This window comes from Pukyongiella litopenaei, assembly GCF_003008555.2.
In the GTDB taxonomy this organism is placed as follows: domain Bacteria; phylum Pseudomonadota; class Alphaproteobacteria; order Rhodobacterales; family Rhodobacteraceae; genus Pukyongiella; species Pukyongiella litopenaei.
Genome location: NZ_CP027665.1, coordinates 2,847,411 through 2,863,549, shown reverse-complemented (window position 1 = coordinate 2,863,549; position 16,139 = coordinate 2,847,411). Strand labels below are relative to the sequence as shown.

Sequence of the window (16,139 nt, the reverse complement as noted above, 5' to 3'; positions counted from 1 at the left end):
ATGCGTAGCAAGCTCCTTTATTCGCATTGCCTGGAAATTGGGGCGACCGTGGCACTTGCGGCGAGGCCTCAGACCATAGGATGATCGCGCCCAGAGGCATGGCGCCGCTGAGCCCGTGCCACCACCGGACAGGCCGCAGGAAAGGAGAACAGCAAGGATGAACATCGCCCGATGGCTCTACCAGACCGCGCTGGCGCGGCCCGATGCGCCGGCCATCCGGCTCGGGACCGAGCAGGTTGCCGACTATGCCGCGTTCGCGGGGGCCAGCGCCGCGCTGGCCCGGCATCTGGCCACCGGACAGGGCGTCGGACAGGGCGACCGGGTGGCAATATTCTGCCGTAACAGCGTCGAATACCTGCCTGTTCTTCAGGCGATTTTCTGGATCGGGGCCATCGCGGTCCCGATCAACAGCAAGCTTCATCCGCGCGAAGCCGCATGGATCATCGCGGACGCCGGGGCCAGCGCGGTCTTTACCGAGGCGGGCGGTGTCTTTGAAACCTCTGGCGAGCTTGGCATCCCCTGTCCCGAGATTGCCCTGTCCGACCCGCCGGTCGCGGGCCTCCTGTCATTCGGACCGGCCGCTGCCGCGCCGCTGCCCGCCCCGGCAGCGGTGGCGGGCGACGATGTCGCCTGGCTGTTCTACACGTCAGGCACGACCGGGCGGCCCAAGGGGGTCATGCTCACGCATGGAAACCTGGCGGCAATGGCGACCTGCTATGCGCTCGATGTCGATGCGGTGCTGGCGGACGACCATCCGCTCTATGCGGCGCCGATGTCCCATGGCGCCGGGCTCTATCACCTGCAGTTCACGCGGGCCGGTGCCTGCCATGTGATCCCGGCATCGCGCGGGTTCGATCCGTCGGAAATCCGCGCGCTGGCGCAGGCGCTGGGCAATCTCGTCTTTTTCGCTGCGCCCACCATGGTCAAGCGGCTGATCGCGGCGTCCGGGGCGGCCGGCTATCAAGGCGCGGGGATCAGGACGATCATCTATGGCGGCGGCCCGATGTATGCCGCCGATATCGACGAGGCGCTGGCGCTTTATGGCCCGCGGTTCGTGCAGATCTATGGCCAGGGCGAAAGCCCGATGACCATCACCGTGCTGCCCCGCGACCTGGTGGCCGACAGGTCGCATCCGCAGGCCGACCGCCGCCGCGCCTCGGTGGGGTTCGCCCATGCGGCGGTCGAGGTTCGGGTGGTGAACGACGCGATGCGCGACGTTTCCGCCGGCGAGGTCGGCGAGATCATCGTGTCCGGCGCCCCGGTGATGAAAGGATATTGGCGGAACGAAGACGCCACCGCCAAGACGCTGGTGAACGGCTGGCTCAGGACCGGCGATCTCGGCACCATGGATGCGGACGGGTTCGTGACCCTGACCGACCGGTCCAGGGACGTGATCATCTCGGGGGGCAGCAACATCTATCCCCGCGAGGTGGAAGAAGCCCTGCTGAACCATGCGGACGTGTTCGAGGTCTCGGTGATCGGCGTGCCGAGCGCGGAATGGGGCGAGGACGTGATGGCCTTTGTGGTGCTGCGCGACGGCGCCGACCGCAGCCGCGACGACCTGGACGCCTGGTGCCGCGCCCGGATCGCATCGTTCAAGAAACCCAGGCACTATCGCTTTGTCGAAAGCCTGCCAAAGAACAGCTATGGCAAGGTGCTCAAGACCAGCCTTCGGGACCGGGCCGCAACCGGACGGGACGCGGCCCCCTGAGGCGCCGCGCTGAAACGGCCGTCGGGCGATAGCAGCGCCAGCCCGCTGTCCCGGATGCCGGTCATCGGGCCAGTGTTGCCCGCCTCAGCCGCCCCAACTGCGTTCGAGCAGGGCCAGCCAGTTTCGGTGGGCCAGCTTTTCGATCAGCGCGGCGTCATAGCCATGCGCGCGCAGCGCCGCGATCAGGCGGGGCAGACCGGCGGCGTCCTGCAACGCGACCGGCACCGTGGCGCCGTCGAAATCCGAGCCCAGCCCGACGCGGTCCTCGCCCAGCTGCTCGATCAGGTGATCGAAATGGCGCAGGATCGGATCCCAGCCGTCAAAGCCGTCGCCGCGGCCCTCGGGGTCGAGGAACCCCACCGCGAAATTCAGCCCGACCATGCCGTCGCTGTCGCGGATCATGGCGAGCTGCCGGTCGGTCAGGTTGCGCGACGACGGGCAGATCGCATGGGCGTTGGAATGGGTCGCCACCAGCGGCGCGTCGGAAATCGCCGCCACGTCGTCGAAACCCTTCTCGTTCAGGTGGCTGAGGTCGATCATGATCTTCAGCGCGTTGCATTCGCGCACCAGATCCTTGCCCCTGTCGGTCAGCCCGTCGCCGGTATCGGGCGAGGACGGAAACGCGAAGGGCACCCCATGGCCAAAGACGGTCGGCCGCGACCAGACCGGCCCGAGCGAACGCAGCCCGGCGGCGTGCCAGACATGCAGCGCGTCCAGGTCGGGGCCGATCGCCTCGGCGCCCTCCATGTGCAGCACCGCGGCGATCCGGCCCGCCGCCATCGCCGCGCGAATATCGGCGGTGCTGCGGCAGATGCTCAGGTGGCCGGTGCGCTCCATCCACATCAGATGGCCGACCATCGCCATGGCCACCGGCAGCGCCTGGTCCTGCCCGATCGGATCGGGCAGCGGCAGCGCATAGGGCGGGTTTTTCATGATCCGGTCAAACTCGGCGTCGTCATGGGCTACCGGCGAGGAGACATAGACCGCGAAGAACCCGCCGGCAAACCCGCCCGCCCGCATCCGGGGCAGGTCGAGATGACCCTGCCCGGTGTCGCTGGTCCAGGTGGTTTCGCGGTTGTCCGGGTCGCGCAGCAGGCGCAGCAGGAAATCGTTGTGGCCGTCGAATACGGCAACGGGGTCGGTCATGTCAGGAACCTGTCGGAATGGGGTCCGGCCGATAGCCTTCGCTGGCAGCCAGAAGATCGCGTGTATAGGGTTGCTGCGCCCGGTGCGCGCGCAGCTCGGCGCGGCTGAGTTCCTCGACCGCGCGGCCGTGCTGCATCACCAGCAGCCGTTCGCACATATGCGCCACGACGGCAAGATCATGGCTGACCATCAGATAGGTCAGGCCGCGTTCGGCGCGCAGCGCGTCCAGAAGGTTCAGCACCTCGGCCTGAATCGACGCGTCCAGCGCCGAAGTGGGTTCGTCCAGCAGCAGGATTTCCGGCTCCAGGATCAGCGCGCGGGCGATGGCGACGCGCTGGCGCTGCCCGCCCGAGAGCTGGTGCGGATAGCGAAACCGGAACCCGCGGCCCAGGCCGACATCCTCCAGCGCCCGGACGATGCGCGCTTCGGCATCGTCGAACCGGTGGATCGCCAGCGGCTCGGACAGCGCCCGATCGACCGTGTGGCGCGGATGCAGCGAGGCATAGGGGTCCTGGAACACCATCTGGACCTGGCGATAGAACCCGGCGTCGCGTGGCGTGGCGACCGGCGAGCCACCGATGCGGATGCTGCCGCCGGCCGCCTCGTTCAGCCCGCAGACCGCCCGCAGCACGGTGGATTTGCCCGACCCGCTTTCGCCGACCAGACCGAAGCTTTCGCCGCGCCCGACCGACAGGCTGACGCCCCGCACCGCGTGGACCAGATCGTCGGCGGAGCCGAAGGTGACCGACAGGCCGTCGATTTCGACCATCGCGCTCATAGCGCCCAATCCGCGTCTCGTTGCAGGGTCGGCAGCGGGCGGGTATCGGCGCCGATATCGGGCAGGCAGTTCAGCAATCCGCGGGTATAGGGATGGGTCGCCGCGTGCAGGTCGCGGGCGGCGATCTCCTCGACCATGCGGCCGGAATACATCACCAGGATACGGTCGCAGAAGGTCGAGACCAGCCGCAGGTCGTGGCTGATGAAGATCAGCCCCATGCCGCGTTCGCGCACCAGCCGGTCGAGGATGCGCAGCACGTCGATCTGCACGGTGACATCCAGCGCCGAGGTCGGTTCGTCGGCGATCAGCAGATCGGGTTCGCGGATCAGCATCATCGCGATCATCGCCCGCTGCCCCATGCCGCCGGACAATTCGTGCGGATAGGCGTCGAACACCCGCTCCGGGTCGCGGATCTGCACCGCCGCCAGCATCTCGATGGCGCGGGCGCGGGAATCGCCGCGCCGCCCGACGCTGATGCGCAGCGCCTCGACGATCTGCCGGCCGATGGTCATCACCGGGTTGAGCGAGAATTTCGGGTCCTGCATCACCATGCTCATCCGCTGGCGCCGCAGCCTGCGCCAGGTCGATTGCGACGCGCTCAGCAGGTCGGTGCCCTCGAATCTCAGCGTCTTGGCCGTCACCCGGCCCGGCGTCAGGCCCAGGATCGCGCGCCCGGTCTGGGACTTGCCCGAGCCGCTTTCGCCGACGATGCCCAGCCGTTCGCGCCCCAGCGTGAAATTGACCCCGCGCACGACCTCGACCGGGCCCTTGTGGCTGGGAAAGGCGACGCGCAGGTCTTCGACTTCGAGAACGGGTGTCATTTCGCCCCCTTGGGGTCCAGCACGTCGCGCAGCCCGTCGCCGAGCAGGTTGAAACCCAGGCTGACCACAAAAATCGCAATGCCCGGCATGGTGGCGACCCACCAGAAGTCGATCAGGAACCGCCGCCCGCTGGCGATCATCGCGCCCCATTCCGGCTGCGGCGGCTGCGCGCCCAGCCCCAGAAAGCCCAGCCCGGCGGCGGTGAGGATGATCCCGGCCATGTCCAGCGTCACCCGGATGATGACCGAGGACAGGCACAGCGGCACCACATGGCCCCAGATGATGCGCGGGCTGCGCGCGCCCTGCAGACGGACCGCGTCGATATGATCGGCGCTGCGGATGGTCAGGGTTTCCGCCCGCGCCAGCCGCGCATAGGGCGGCCATGACGTGATCGCGATGGCGATGATCGCGTTCTCGATCCCCGGACCCAGCGCCGCGACGAAGGCCAGCGCCAGGATCAGGCGCGGGAATGCCAGGAAGATGTCGGTGATCCGCATCAGCACCGTGTCAACCCAGCCGCCGAAATAGCCGGCCGTGGTCCCCACGGCGAGCCCGATGGGCGTGGCGATCACCGCCACCAGCGCCACCACCATCAGCGTCAGGCGCGATCCGTGGACCACCCGGCTGAAGATGTCGCGGGCCTGATCGTCGGTGCCCATCAGATGATCCCATGACGGCGGCAGCAGCCGTTCGGTGCGCAGATCGCCCCCGGCCAGCGGGTCGAACGGCGCGATCAGGTCGGCGAACAGGGCCATCAGGATCAGCACGATCACGATGCCCAGCCCGACCATCGCCAGCCGGTTCGCGCGCAGCGCCGACCAGGTCCGGTAGAGCTGGCCCAACCGGGCCTGCCGGCGGGATAGCGGTTCTTCGCTCAGCAGCCAGTCGCGGCGGGTCATCTCGGTCATTTGCGCCGCCTCACGCGCGGGTCCAGCAGGTTGTAGAGCAGATCGGACAGCAGGTTGAGCCCGACAAAGATGATGCCGATCACCAGCGTGCCGCCCAGCACCGCGTTCATGTCGGCATTTTGCAGCGAATTGGTCAGATACTGCCCCAGCCCCGGCCAGGCGAACACGGTTTCGGTCAGCACCGAACCTTCGAGCAGCCCGGCATAGGACAGCGCCACCACCGTCACCAGCGGCACTGCCGCATTGCCCAGCGCATGGACCCAGATGATGCGGGTTTCGGACACGCCCTTGACCCGCGCGGTGATGATGTATTCCTGCGCCAGCTCGTTCAACATGAACGACCGGGTCATGCGGCTGATATAGGCCATCGAGAAATACCCGAGCAGCAGCGCCGGCAGCGCCAGATGCGCCAGCACGTTGCGGAACGCGTCCCATTGCCCCTGCATGGCGCTGTCCAGCAGCAGCAGCCCCGTCGCCGGCGTGATCGAATATTCATAGGAAATGTCGATCCGCCCCGGCCCGGCCACCCAGTCGAGTTTCGCATAGAACACCAGCAGCCCCAGCAGCCCCAGCCAGAAGATCGGCGCGGAGTAGCCGATCAGCCCGAACACCCGGATCATCTGGTCGGCGATCCCGCCCTGGCGCACGGCGGCCAGCACGCCCAGCGGGATCCCGAACACGGTGCCGATCAGGATACCGGCGGTGGCCAGTTCCAGGGTGGCGGGAAACACCCGCTTGATATCCTCGACGATGGGTTTCTTGGTCAGGATCGACGTGCCCAGATCGCCGGTCAGCGCATTCTTGAGGAAAATCCAGAACTGCTGATACAGCGGCTTGTCCAGCCCCAGCTCGATATAGGCGGCGTCATAGGTCGATTGTGACGCCCGGTCGCCGACCACCGCCAGCACCGGATCGACCGGCACCACGCGCCCGATCAGAAAGGTGACGAACAGCAGCCCCAGCAGGGTCACGGCCAGGGTCGCGACCAGCCGCGCCCCCCGGACCGCCAATCGCGGGACGGCGCCGCCGCGCCGCCCCGCAGGTTTCGTCCTGGCCGTGCCCGGCGTCATTCGGATTTCGAGACCTTCTTGAACGAGTTGTCGTTGAAGGACGGCCCGATCACGAATCCATCGACATTCTCACGGATGCCCAGAACCTCGATCTCCTGGAACATGATGACAAAGGGCGACACCTGCTGATGTTCCGCCTGCAGTTCCAGATACATGTCGGCGCGCTTGTCGGTGTCCTTTTCCAGCACCGCGGCGTCAGCCTTGGCGGTCATCTCGGGGATGTCCCACGAATTGCGCCAGGCCAGCGGCTTGCTGGCTGCGTCGTCGCCGTTGTCGGGGTTGCGCGCAAAGGTATCGGCATTGGTGTGCGGATCCTGATAATCCGGGCCCCAGCGGCCGATATAGATATCATGGTTGCGGGCGCGGTATTTGGTCAGGGTCTGCTGCCCGTCGCCGGGGATCAGTTCCATCTCGATGCCCGCCCCGGCCATGGTCTGCTGGATCGCCTCGGCGATGGCGGTGATCTCGGGCGTGTTGCGGGTGTCCATCGTCACCTTGAACCCGTCCGGCACACCGGCCTCGGCCAGCAGTTCCTTGGCCTTTTCGACATTCAGTTCGAACGGCGTGTCGTTCAGCGCGCCCAGGAAACCTTCGGGCAGGAACGCCTGATGCACCTTGACCCGGCCCTTCATGATCGTGTCGGCGATGGTCGCGTAGTCGACCAGGTATTTCATCGCCTGACGCACCTCGGGCTTGGACAGGTATTCGTTCTTCTGGCTCAGCCCCAGGTAATAGATCGACCCCTTGACGCCGCTCTCGATCTTGACGTCCGGGTTGTCCTGCAACGCGGTGATTTCCTCGGACCCCAGGCTGCGCGCGATATCGATATCGCCCTTTTCCAGCAGCAGCCGCTGAGTCGCGCCCTCGGGAATGTGGCGATAGATCGCGCGGGCCATCGCCGGCGCGTCGCCGCTGTAATTGTCGTTGCGCTCCAGCACCACGACCTCGTTGGCACGCCAGTCGCGGATCGTGAACGCGCCGGACCCGGCATAGTTGGTCTTGAGCCAGTCATAGCCGAAATCGCCGTCCTGTTCGTGCGACAGCGCCAGTTCCTTGTCGACGACGAACCCCACAGTCGCGGTCAGGCAATAGAGAACCAGCGAGGGCGCATAGGCCTGGTCCATCTCGAATTCGAACGTCATGTCGCCGGTCTGGCGGATCTTCTCGTCCACGTTTCCGGCGTTGAACCCGAACTGCGTCAGGATGAATGCCGGCGACTTGTCCAGCTTGATCGCCCGTTGCAGCGAAAACACCGGATCGGCGGCGGTGATCGGGTTGCCGCTGGCGAATGTCATGCCGGGGCGGATCTGGAAGGTGAATGTCTTGCCGTCCTCGGACACCGTCCAGCTTTCGGCGATCACGCCATGGATCTGGCTGACGTCCTTGACGTCATAGCCGACCAGCGGCTGATAGCTGTTGCCCAGGATCTCGGAGGCGGTGAATTCGAACACCTCCGCCGGGTCCAGCGTGATGATGTCGTCGATCGCCCAGGCCTGGATCAGGGTATCGGGCGGAGTTTCGGCGCGCGCCGCGGTCATCGGTGCCCCGATGATCGCCGCGACCGCCGCGGCGGCGGCCAGTTTGGCAAAGTGTTTCATTGCTGTCTCCCCATGGATTGTTCTTGTACAGGCAGGTGCCCTGGCCGGACTGTAGGCCGCGCATCTGACCCGGGCAAGCCGTGTTCGCGTTCCCGCGCCATGGCCGGGCGCCCCTGCCGCCACAATGCCCCGCAATCGCCGAACATCCGCGCCACCGGATGTCCAGCGCGGCGGCGGCACCCTTGGGCAGCCGGCCCGGATACGGGCTTGGTCTCGCTCGGATCCTGCACACGGCCTGCGGGAAACACATAGGCGCAGCCCGGTGACAGGGATATGCGCCGGTTCATGATCGGCCGCGCAGGTGACGGACCCAAACCCATGGACGCGATGGACAACACTGGACCGGCTACCCCGCCAAACCGATCCATTTGACAGGGTTGTTTACAGGTGGCGATTTCAAGCATAGCTTTCAATCATGCGTTTGAATGAGTCAGGGAAACCCGGATCCACCACGCGCGACGCCCTTCGGGCCGTGGCCGAGGAACTGTTCGCCGAACACGGGATCGACGGCGTGACCACCCGCGCGCTGGCCGAGCGGGCCGGTGCGAACATGGCCGCCGTGAACTATCACTACGGCAACAAGGACAACCTGACGATGGCCGTGTTCCGGGACGTCGCCCGGCGGACGGTGCAGCGGCGGCTCGACAACCTCGCGCGGATCGAGGCGCGCGCCGAACGCGAAGGCCGCGCCCCGGGCCTGCGCGAGGTCGTGGAGGCCTTCGTCGATGCCTATGTGAACCACGATTCGCCACGCACCGGCGTCCTGCTGGCACATCTTGTGCTGCAGCACCGGGTGCGGTCGACCGAATGGACCGAAGCCATCGTTCGCGAGGAACTGGACGATTTCGCGCGCCGCTACGTCGGGGTGCTGCGCCGCGCGGTACCGCATCTGGACGAAAGCGAGGTCCACTGGCGCTATCACCTGATGGTGGGCGCGGTGATGATGGGCGTCAGCGGCCATGGCTCGAACGCCCGGTTGCGGCGCCTGTCGAACGGGCTGTGCGCGCCCGAGGATCGGGACGAGTTCCGCGAACAGCTCATCGCGTTCCTTGTCGCGTCCTTCGGCCCCGGCCCCGCGACGGACAAGGATATCGATGGCCGGCCGGCGATCCCGGACGGGTCACATCAGAAAAACCGGGCGCGGACCCGGACACAACCCAGGACGGAGGAAACATGACGAAACTCACCACCACGGCCCTTGCGGGCACGCTGATGCTGGCCACGAGCCTGCCGGGCGAGGCAGAGACCTGGAACTTCACCGTCATCGCCGGCCATCCGCCGCTGACCAGGGGCGTGTCGGCCATATCGGATCATTTCGTCCCCGAGGTGACCCGGCGCGCGGCCGCGCTTGGGCACGAGATCAACTGGACCGAAGCCTATGCCGGCGCCGTCGCGCCGCCCACGGGGGTACTCGAAGCGGTGGAGAGCGGCGTCGCCGAATTCGGCTATGTGCCGCAGTTGTTCGAGGGTGACAAACTGCCACTGGAGCAGATCACCTATGTGACGCCGTTCGGCACGTCGAACCTTGCCGATGTGATGAAGGTGATCGACAAGCTGCATGCCGAGATCCCGGCGATGGACCAGGCCTGGGCCGACAACGGGCAAAAGGTGCTGGCGCCGGTCGGCGTCGACACCTACCACTTCGTCACGACCTTCCCGATCGAGAAGGTCGCCGACCTTGACGGCCACAAGATCGGCACCGCGGGGCTTGCCCTGAACTGGCTGAAGGGCGTTGACGCGACACCGGTGGCGGGCGCGCTGCCCGATTTCTACAATTCCATTTCCACGGGCCTCTACGACGGGATCATCACCTTCGAATCCGTGATCGCGCCCTACAAGTTCTACGAGGTCGCCCCCTATATCACGAAAATCAATTTCGGTGGGCAATACGCATCGGCCCTGACGGTGAATCTCGACACATGGAATTCGCTGCCCGAGGATCTGCAGCAGGTGATCGTCGAGGTTGCGGACGAATACCGCGACATCGCCGCCGAGTCCTACAAGGATGGCGGCGTGGCCTCCATCGCCAAGGCGGTGGAGAACGGCGCGACGGTCAGCGAGCTGTCGGACGACCAGCGCACGGCCTATGCGCAGAAGCTGCCGAGCATCGCCCGTGAATGGGCCGACCAGCTCGACGCGCAGGGCAAGCCGGGCACCGAGGTGCTGGAAACCTACCTGCGCCTGTCGAAGGAGGCCGGAATCGAGCACGCGCGGGACTGGGCCGCGGAGTGAAGGACCCGGCAGGCGACTACGGGCTGCCTGCATGGCCGGGCAGCCCGCTGATCAGGTGGCTGAACCGCGCGACGCTGGCGCTCGCGGCTGTCGGCGGGGTCGGGACGCTCGGGATCATGGCGATCATCAATGCCGACGTGATCGGGCGGGGCGTGTTCCATACCCCGGTCCCGGCGACGGCCGAGATCGTCAGCGCAGCCATCGTCGCCATCGTGTTCCTGCAACTGCCGCTTGCCACCGGGTCCGGGCGCAACGTGCGTTCGGATATGGTGCTGAACCGGCTGGGCCGCAGAGGCGGGCGCGGGGCCGACATGCTGAACGCGTTCCACCATGCGATCGGCACGCTGATGCTCGGCGTTCTTCTCTACTACATCGCGCCGGGAATATTTGCTTCGATCAGGGGGAACGAGACCGTCGGCCTCTACGGCATCTTCACGATGCCGCGCTGGCCTTTTGTGGTCTGCGTGCTGTCGGGATGCGCGCTGACACTGGCGCAATACGCGGTTCTGACCGTCGGTTTCGCGACCCGGGCCTTCGACAGGCGGACCGCATGAGCGGCGTCGAGATCGGGATCTGGTCCATCGTCGCGATCCTCGTGCTGATCCAGCTCGGGATGCATGTCGCCATCGCGCTGATGACGGTTTCGTTCTTCGGGGTCTACCTGGTCAAGGGCAAGATGGCGATTGCCGGCGCGCTGCTGAGCCAGGCGGCGCTGGACGGGGTCGAACGTTATTCCTTCGGGGTGATCCCGCTGTTCGTGCTGATGGGCGTCCTGGTCGGGGCCTGCGGGCTGGGGCGGGACGTGTTCGACGTGGCCGGGCAGATGTTCCGCCGGTTCCGCGGCGGGCTCGGGATCGCCACGGTATTCGCCAACGCCGTCTTTGCCGCCGTCAACGGCACCTCGATCGCGTCGGCGTCGGTGTTCACAAAGGTCGCGGTGCCCGAACTGGTGCGGCAGGGCTACACGCCGCGTTTCTCGGTCGGGGTGGTGGCCGGGTCGTCGGTGCTGGGCATGCTGATCCCGCCGTCGCTGCTGCTGATCCTGTTCGGCATCATCGCCGAGGTGTCCATCGGCGATCTGTTCACCGCCGGGATCGTCCCTGGCATTATCCTGTCGCTGTTCTTCTGCATCGCGATCCTGCTGATGGCCCGGTTCTTTCCCCGCTTCACCGGCAATCCCGGCGCGTCCGACCTGCCGATGATGAGCACGGGCACGATGATCCTGAAATCGGCGCCGATCGTGCTGCTTGTCGTGCTGGTTCTCGGTGGCATCTACGGCGGGTTCTTCACCCCGACCGAGGCGGGCGGGGTCGGTGCGCTCGGCGCGCTGGTGATCGCGCTGGTCAAGGGGCGGCTTTCCGCGCGCGAAATCGGGCGGATCATGATCGAGGTGGGGCAGGTCACGGCCTCCATCACCTTTCTCATCATCGCGGCACATATGTATTCGCGCCTGCTGGCGCTGACCGGGCTGCCGAATTCGATGACCGCGCTGCTGGCAAGCTGGGATCTCGGGCTATACGGTATCCTCGTGCTCTACCTGCTGGCCATCGTCCTGCTGGGCACCATCCTCGACAGTTCGTCGATCATCCTGATCCTGCTGCCGCTGATCCTGCCGGTGATCCAGCCCTTCGGCGTCGATCTCGTGTGGTTCGGGATCCTGACCATTATCGCGGTCGAGGTGGGGCTGCTGACGCCGCCGCTCGGGGTTGCGTGTTTCGTCATCAAGGCGAATATCGACGACCGCCGCGTCACGCTGAACGAAATCTTTGCCGGGGCCGCGCCCTTTGCGCTGATCATGGTGGTTCTGGTCGCGCTCGTGGTCGCGATGCCCTGGCTCGCAACCGGCCTGCTCTGACACGGAAGGAACGACCATGTATTCCGACACGAAACGCGAACTTCAGGATCTCGGCGACGGGCTCTTTGCCTGGGTGCAGGGCGACGGCAGCTGGGGCTGGAGCAATTCCGGCCTGATCACCGGCGCGGATGACAAGAGCCTCGTCGTTGACACGCTGTTCACCGGCCGCCTGACCGAGGACATGCTGGCGGCCTATCGCCGCGCCGATCCGGCCGCGGCGACGATCGACATGCTGGTCAACACCCATTCCAACGGCGACCACACCTTTGGCAACCACCTGGTCGGCGGTGCGCGGATCATAGCCTCCGAAGCGGCGCGCGACGAGATGGAGGAACGCCCGGCCGGGTTCTTCAAGGCGGCGGCGGCCGACCCGGACGCATATGGCGTCTTCGGTGAATTCCTGCACACCTTCATGGGAAAGACCTTCGACTTCTCCGATATCGAACACGTTCCGCCGACCGAGGTGTTCAAGGGCGCGCGCACCCTGACGGTCGGCGGGCGCACCGTGGAACTGACCGAGCTCGGCCCGGCGCATACCCGCGGCGACGTCATCGTCCATGTGCCCGACGCACGCGTCTGTTTCACCGGCGACCTGGTGTTTCACGGCGGGCACCCGATCATGTGGGCAGGCCCGGTCGGCAACTGGATCGCGGCCTGCGATCACATCCTGGGCCTCGATGTGGACGTGATCGTGCCCGGCCATGGCGCGGTGTCCGACAAGACGGCGGTGCGCGCGCTCAGGGACTATTTCGTGCATATTCTCGCGCAGACAACGACATGCTTCGAGGCGGGCCTGAGCTGGGAGGACGCCGCCTACGAGGTCGGCTACGCCGCCTTCGACAGCTGGCTGGATCGCGAACGGGTGGTCGCCAATGTCGCCACGATCTACCGCGACCTATCGGGCGGTTCGGTCGCCCCCGAACAGGCCGAGGTGCTGGCCCAGATGCTGCGTTATTCCCGCGGCGCGACCTGCCCGCATGACGAACCCTGCCAGTGCCACAAGGTCGGTTGAGGCCGCGGCCTTGCCGAGAAACGGATCGGAGACGACGCAATGAAACTCGTGACCTTCGAAAACGCCGCCGGAACGCAGGGCATCGGCATCCTCGACGGCGACCGGATCGCCGTGCTGGACGGCGACGCGAACCCGGCCTTCGCCTCCATGCTCGCGCTGATCGAGGCGGGCGAGGCGGGGCTGGATGCCGCGCGCAAGGCGCGCGCCGGTGCCGGCATGATCGACCTGGCCACCGTTTCCCTCCGCGCGCCGGTGCCGGTGCCGGTGCAGATGCGGGATTGCCTGACCTTCGAGAAGCACATCCGCCAGTGCCGGTCCACCATGTCGAAGCTCGATCCGAACGTGCCGGACCTGGAACCGGACGAGGTGCCGGTCGCGCAGGTCTGGTACGATCAGCCGGTCTATTACAAAGGCAACCGATTCTCGGTCTCGGGCATGGATGACGAAATCGTCTGGCCGCGGGGTGAAACGCGGCTCGATTATGAACTCGAACTGGGCATGATCACGTCCAGGGGCGGCGTGGACATCGCTCAGGCGGATGCGCTGGACCATGTGTTCGGCTTCACCATCTTCAACGACTTCTCGGCCCGCGATCACCAGATGCGGGAAATGGCGGGCGGTCTCGGCCCCGCCAAGGGCAAGGACTGGAAAACCGCGAACGCCATGGGCCCCTGTCTTGTCACCAGGGATGAGATCGGCGACGGATCGGGCCTGCAGATGGTGGCCCGCGTCAACGGCGAGGAATGGAGCCGGGGCAATTCCTCGACCATGCACCATTCCTTCGCCCGCATCCTCGAACATGTCAGCCGCGACGAGGAAATCCGCGCCGGCGAATTCTTCGGATCGGGCACCGTCGGGGGCGGCTGCGGATTGGAGCTGAACCGGTTCCTTTCGCCCGGCGACGTAGTCGAACTGGCAATCGAGGGCATCGGCATTCTGCGCAACCGGATCGGGGCGCGACAGCGATAACCCCGTTATCGGTGCCGGGAACACCGGCGGATGCCCCGGCCGGCCTTCGTCGGCGCGAGCCGGGCTATCTCCCTGTCCAACCCGCGCCTCCGCCGCGCGGTGTTGCAAGCGGTCCGGTTGGCCGTGCGGCAGCGGGTGGGCAGAGGCTTCGGCAAGCGGCGGGCAGATCTCGCCGTTTTATTTGCATCTTTCCGCAGATACTCGTCATTTTCAAATCTTTCCGAATAGAGTTGTTGCTTCTTTGCGGGTGGTCCGGACGGGGTTCGCGGCGCATATCTTGATCAAACAGACTCTTCCCACAGGAGCATCCATGAGCACCAAGTATTTCGCGCCGCGCGGGGGGCACCCCGGACAGGAACAACTCCTTACCGATCGCGCAATTTTCACGGATGCGTATGCCGTAATCCCGAAAGGCACAATGCGGGATATCGTGACGAGCTTTCTGCCGTTCTGGGAAGACACGCGGCTCTGGGTGATCGCACGCCCGTTGAGCGGCTTTGCCGAGACCTTTTCGCAGTACATCATGGAAGTGCAGCCCGGCGGCGGCTCCGACCGGGCGGAACTGGACCCCGAAGCCGAAGGCGTTCTCTTCGTCGTCGAGGGCGCCGCGACCCTGACGGTTGACGGCAAGACTTATGAAATGACCCCCGGCGGCTATGCCTACCTGCCGCCGTCCAGCGGCTGGACCCTGCACAACACGGGCAAGGAGGTTCTCCGTTTCCACTGGATCCGCAAGGCCTATGAAGCGGTGGACGGGCTGGACACGCCCGACGTTCTGGTGCTGAACGAAAACGATATCGAGCCGGCCCCGATGCCGGGAACGAATGGCAAATGGGCGACCACTCGGTTCGTCGATCCGACTGACCTGCGTCACGACATGCATGTAACCGTGGTCACATTCGAACCGGGCGGGGTCATTCCCTTCCTGGAAACTCATGTGATGGAACACGGGCTCTATGTGCTGGAAGGCAAGGCGGTCTACAATCTCAACAACGACTGGGTCGAGGTCGAGGCGGGCGATTACATGTGGTTGCGCGCGTTCTGTCCGCAGGCATGTTACGCGGGCGGTCCGGGCCGTTTCCGCTACCTGCTCTACAAGGATGTGAACCGGCATATGGCGCTGCGGCCGGGCGCGACCCATTCGCAGCCACAACGTCTCAGGACCGCGGCCGAGTAAGGCCACCCCCGATAGCCAGGGTCAGTTGATGGGCCGCCTCGATGACGGGGCGGCTCAGTCGTTCGACCTCGGACGCGCTGACCCTGCTCGTTGGCCCGGATACGGAAATGCCGGCAATGGCCTCTCTGTTCACGTCAAAGACAGGCGCCGCGATGCAGCGCATGCCTTCGTTCCTCTCTTCGTTGTCAACCGAATAGCCGGTTTCTCTTATGACTTCGAGGTTCCGCTTCAACGCGTTCGGATCGACAATCGAATGTTCGGTAAACCGGGCAAGCTCCACCGTTGCCAGCACCCGGCCCAGCCGCTCATCGTCCATCTGCGCGAGCAATGCCTTGCCGATGCCCGAGGCGTGCAGGGGCGACAAGGTGCCGGGCGGAAAGAAGGCGCGAATGCTCGCATGCGTTTCCACCTGGCTCAGGAAAAGCACGGCGCCTTCCTTCTCGATGCCGAGATTTGCCGTTTCGCCGGTCGCTTCCATGAGCTTGCGCATGATCGGGCGCGCGCGGTCAACGAGGCTCGTGCGCCTGAGAAAGCGGGCACCGATGACAAAGGCGCGTGGCCCGATATGCCAGAGCTGCTCCTCGTGATCGAACTCGACAAGCCCCCTGCCCTCCAAGGTCACGAGGATGCGATACACGGTCGCCGGGGATTGGCGCATTTCATCCGCCAGCAAGGTCAACGGCTTGCCCTGCGCTTCGCTGAGATATTCGAAGACCTCCATGGCCCGGTCCAGCGATTTGATGGTGTTCTGGGCGGTCTTGTCTTCCCATCCGCGCGGCCTGCCGCGCGCTTTTCGGGTCGGTCCGGATCTATTTTCTTGAAATTCCATAAGAAGCCTTCGTTTTTACATGAAAGACAAATT

Annotated in this window: 15 protein-coding genes; 8 read left to right on the top strand and 7 right to left on the bottom strand. The window is 65.7% G+C overall.

Annotation, left to right across the window (positions count from 1 at the left end):
• The first annotated feature begins 157 nt into the window (after positions 1 to 157).
• Positions 158 to 1,711 carry a class I adenylate-forming enzyme family protein gene (locus tag C6Y53_RS14195; RefSeq protein WP_106473023.1) on the top strand — a complete coding sequence of 518 codons (1,554 nt, stop codon included), beginning with the start codon at positions 158 to 160 and terminating at the stop codon, positions 1,709 to 1,711.
• Between the two features lie 84 nt (positions 1,712 to 1,795).
• On the opposite strand, the gene C6Y53_RS14190 is transcribed toward C6Y53_RS14195, so the two are convergent.
• Genes C6Y53_RS14190 through C6Y53_RS14165 form a run of 6 tightly spaced genes read right to left on the bottom strand, consistent with a single transcriptional unit; the run spans position 1,796 to position 8,032 of the window.
• Entirely contained in the window at positions 1,796 to 2,857 is a 1,062-nt protein-coding gene (locus C6Y53_RS14190; RefSeq protein WP_106473022.1) for a dipeptidase, read from the bottom strand.
• A gap of 1 nt (position 2,858) precedes the next feature.
• A complete protein-coding gene (locus tag C6Y53_RS14185; protein WP_106473021.1) occupies positions 2,859 to 3,635 on the bottom strand; it encodes an ABC transporter ATP-binding protein in 777 nt (258 codons plus the stop codon).
• The gene (locus C6Y53_RS14180; protein ID WP_106473020.1) at positions 3,632 to 4,456 is read right to left on the bottom strand and encodes an ABC transporter ATP-binding protein; all 825 of its coding nucleotides are present in this window, start codon (positions 4,454 to 4,456) and stop codon (positions 3,632 to 3,634) included. The genes C6Y53_RS14185 and C6Y53_RS14180 overlap by 4 nt, the downstream gene beginning before the upstream one ends.
• On the bottom strand, positions 4,453 to 5,355 hold the full coding sequence (locus C6Y53_RS14175) for an ABC transporter permease (RefSeq protein WP_106473019.1): 903 nt from the start codon (positions 5,353 to 5,355) through the stop codon (positions 4,453 to 4,455). Before C6Y53_RS14175 ends, C6Y53_RS14180 begins: the two co-directional genes overlap by 4 nt.
• A gap of 5 nt (positions 5,356 to 5,360) precedes the next feature.
• Positions 5,361 to 6,434: an ABC transporter permease gene (locus tag C6Y53_RS14170; RefSeq protein WP_106473018.1), complete on the bottom strand. Its 1,074-nt coding sequence runs from the start codon at positions 6,432 to 6,434 to the stop codon at positions 5,361 to 5,363.
• Complete coding sequence (locus C6Y53_RS14165) at positions 6,431 to 8,032, bottom strand: ABC transporter substrate-binding protein (RefSeq protein WP_106473017.1); 1,602 nt, start codon at positions 8,030 to 8,032, stop codon at positions 6,431 to 6,433. Before C6Y53_RS14165 ends, C6Y53_RS14170 begins: the two co-directional genes overlap by 4 nt.
• A 415-nt stretch (positions 8,033 to 8,447) precedes the next feature.
• Here C6Y53_RS14165 and C6Y53_RS14160 point away from each other — a divergent pair, with 415 nt between their 5' ends.
• The 7 genes from C6Y53_RS14160 (at position 8,448) to C6Y53_RS14130 (ending at position 15,277) form a co-directional block, all read left to right on the top strand.
• The gene (locus tag C6Y53_RS14160) at positions 8,448 to 9,209 is read left to right on the top strand and encodes a TetR/AcrR family transcriptional regulator (protein WP_106473016.1); all 762 of its coding nucleotides are present in this window, start codon (positions 8,448 to 8,450) and stop codon (positions 9,207 to 9,209) included.
• Complete coding sequence (locus tag C6Y53_RS14155; RefSeq protein WP_211299394.1) at positions 9,206 to 10,264, top strand: C4-dicarboxylate TRAP transporter substrate-binding protein; 1,059 nt, start codon at positions 9,206 to 9,208, stop codon at positions 10,262 to 10,264. Before C6Y53_RS14160 ends, C6Y53_RS14155 begins: the two co-directional genes overlap by 4 nt.
• Entirely contained in the window at positions 10,261 to 10,818 is a 558-nt protein-coding gene (locus tag C6Y53_RS14150) for a TRAP transporter small permease subunit (RefSeq protein ID WP_211299393.1), read from the top strand. The genes C6Y53_RS14155 and C6Y53_RS14150 overlap by 4 nt, the downstream gene beginning before the upstream one ends.
• Entirely contained in the window at positions 10,815 to 12,119 is a 1,305-nt protein-coding gene (locus C6Y53_RS14145) for a TRAP transporter large permease (RefSeq protein ID WP_106473013.1), read from the top strand. The genes C6Y53_RS14150 and C6Y53_RS14145 overlap by 4 nt, the downstream gene beginning before the upstream one ends.
• 16 nt (positions 12,120 to 12,135) lie before the next feature.
• Positions 12,136 to 13,131, top strand: coding sequence for an MBL fold metallo-hydrolase (locus C6Y53_RS14140; protein ID WP_106473012.1), 996 nt, complete (start codon positions 12,136 to 12,138; stop codon positions 13,129 to 13,131).
• Between the two features lie 39 nt (positions 13,132 to 13,170).
• On the top strand, positions 13,171 to 14,100 hold the full coding sequence (locus C6Y53_RS14135) for a fumarylacetoacetate hydrolase family protein (RefSeq protein WP_106473011.1): 930 nt from the start codon (positions 13,171 to 13,173) through the stop codon (positions 14,098 to 14,100).
• A gap of 310 nt (positions 14,101 to 14,410) precedes the next feature.
• Positions 14,411 to 15,277: a bifunctional allantoicase/(S)-ureidoglycine aminohydrolase gene (locus tag C6Y53_RS14130; RefSeq protein WP_106473010.1), complete on the top strand. Its 867-nt coding sequence runs from the start codon at positions 14,411 to 14,413 to the stop codon at positions 15,275 to 15,277.
• On the opposite strand, the gene bhcR is transcribed toward C6Y53_RS14130, so the two are convergent.
• Positions 15,258 to 16,106, bottom strand: a complete 849-nt coding sequence (bhcR, locus tag C6Y53_RS14125) for an HTH-type transcriptional regulator BhcR (protein ID WP_106473009.1) — start codon at positions 16,104 to 16,106, stop codon at positions 15,258 to 15,260. The genes C6Y53_RS14130 and bhcR overlap by 20 nt on opposite strands.
• Positions 16,107 to 16,139 lie beyond the last annotated feature (33 nt).

Excerpts from the sequence above, each read along its gene's own strand:
- C6Y53_RS14195 (WP_106473023.1), top strand. The coding sequence starts at position 158 with ATGAACATCGCCCGATGGCTCTACCAGACCGCGCTGGCGCGGCCCGAT.
- C6Y53_RS14190 (WP_106473022.1), bottom strand. The coding sequence starts at position 2,857 with ATGACCGACCCCGTTGCCGTATTCGACGGCCACAACGATTTCCTGCTG.
- C6Y53_RS14185 (WP_106473021.1), bottom strand. The coding sequence starts at position 3,635 with ATGAGCGCGATGGTCGAAATCGACGGCCTGTCGGTCACCTTCGGCTCC.
- C6Y53_RS14180 (WP_106473020.1), bottom strand. The coding sequence starts at position 4,456 with ATGACACCCGTTCTCGAAGTCGAAGACCTGCGCGTCGCCTTTCCCAGC.
- C6Y53_RS14175 (WP_106473019.1), bottom strand. The coding sequence starts at position 5,355 with ATGACCCGCCGCGACTGGCTGCTGAGCGAAGAACCGCTATCCCGCCGG.
- C6Y53_RS14170 (WP_106473018.1), bottom strand. The coding sequence starts at position 6,434 with ATGACGCCGGGCACGGCCAGGACGAAACCTGCGGGGCGGCGCGGCGGC.
- C6Y53_RS14165 (WP_106473017.1), bottom strand. The coding sequence starts at position 8,032 with ATGAAACACTTTGCCAAACTGGCCGCCGCCGCGGCGGTCGCGGCGATC.
- C6Y53_RS14160 (WP_106473016.1), top strand. The coding sequence starts at position 8,448 with ATGCGTTTGAATGAGTCAGGGAAACCCGGATCCACCACGCGCGACGCC.
- C6Y53_RS14155 (WP_211299394.1), top strand. The coding sequence starts at position 9,206 with ATGACGAAACTCACCACCACGGCCCTTGCGGGCACGCTGATGCTGGCC.
- C6Y53_RS14145 (WP_106473013.1), top strand. The coding sequence starts at position 10,815 with ATGAGCGGCGTCGAGATCGGGATCTGGTCCATCGTCGCGATCCTCGTG.
- C6Y53_RS14140 (WP_106473012.1), top strand. The coding sequence starts at position 12,136 with ATGTATTCCGACACGAAACGCGAACTTCAGGATCTCGGCGACGGGCTC.
- C6Y53_RS14135 (WP_106473011.1), top strand. The coding sequence starts at position 13,171 with ATGAAACTCGTGACCTTCGAAAACGCCGCCGGAACGCAGGGCATCGGC.
- C6Y53_RS14130 (WP_106473010.1), top strand. The coding sequence starts at position 14,411 with ATGAGCACCAAGTATTTCGCGCCGCGCGGGGGGCACCCCGGACAGGAA.
- bhcR (WP_106473009.1), bottom strand. The coding sequence starts at position 16,106 with ATGGAATTTCAAGAAAATAGATCCGGACCGACCCGAAAAGCGCGCGGC.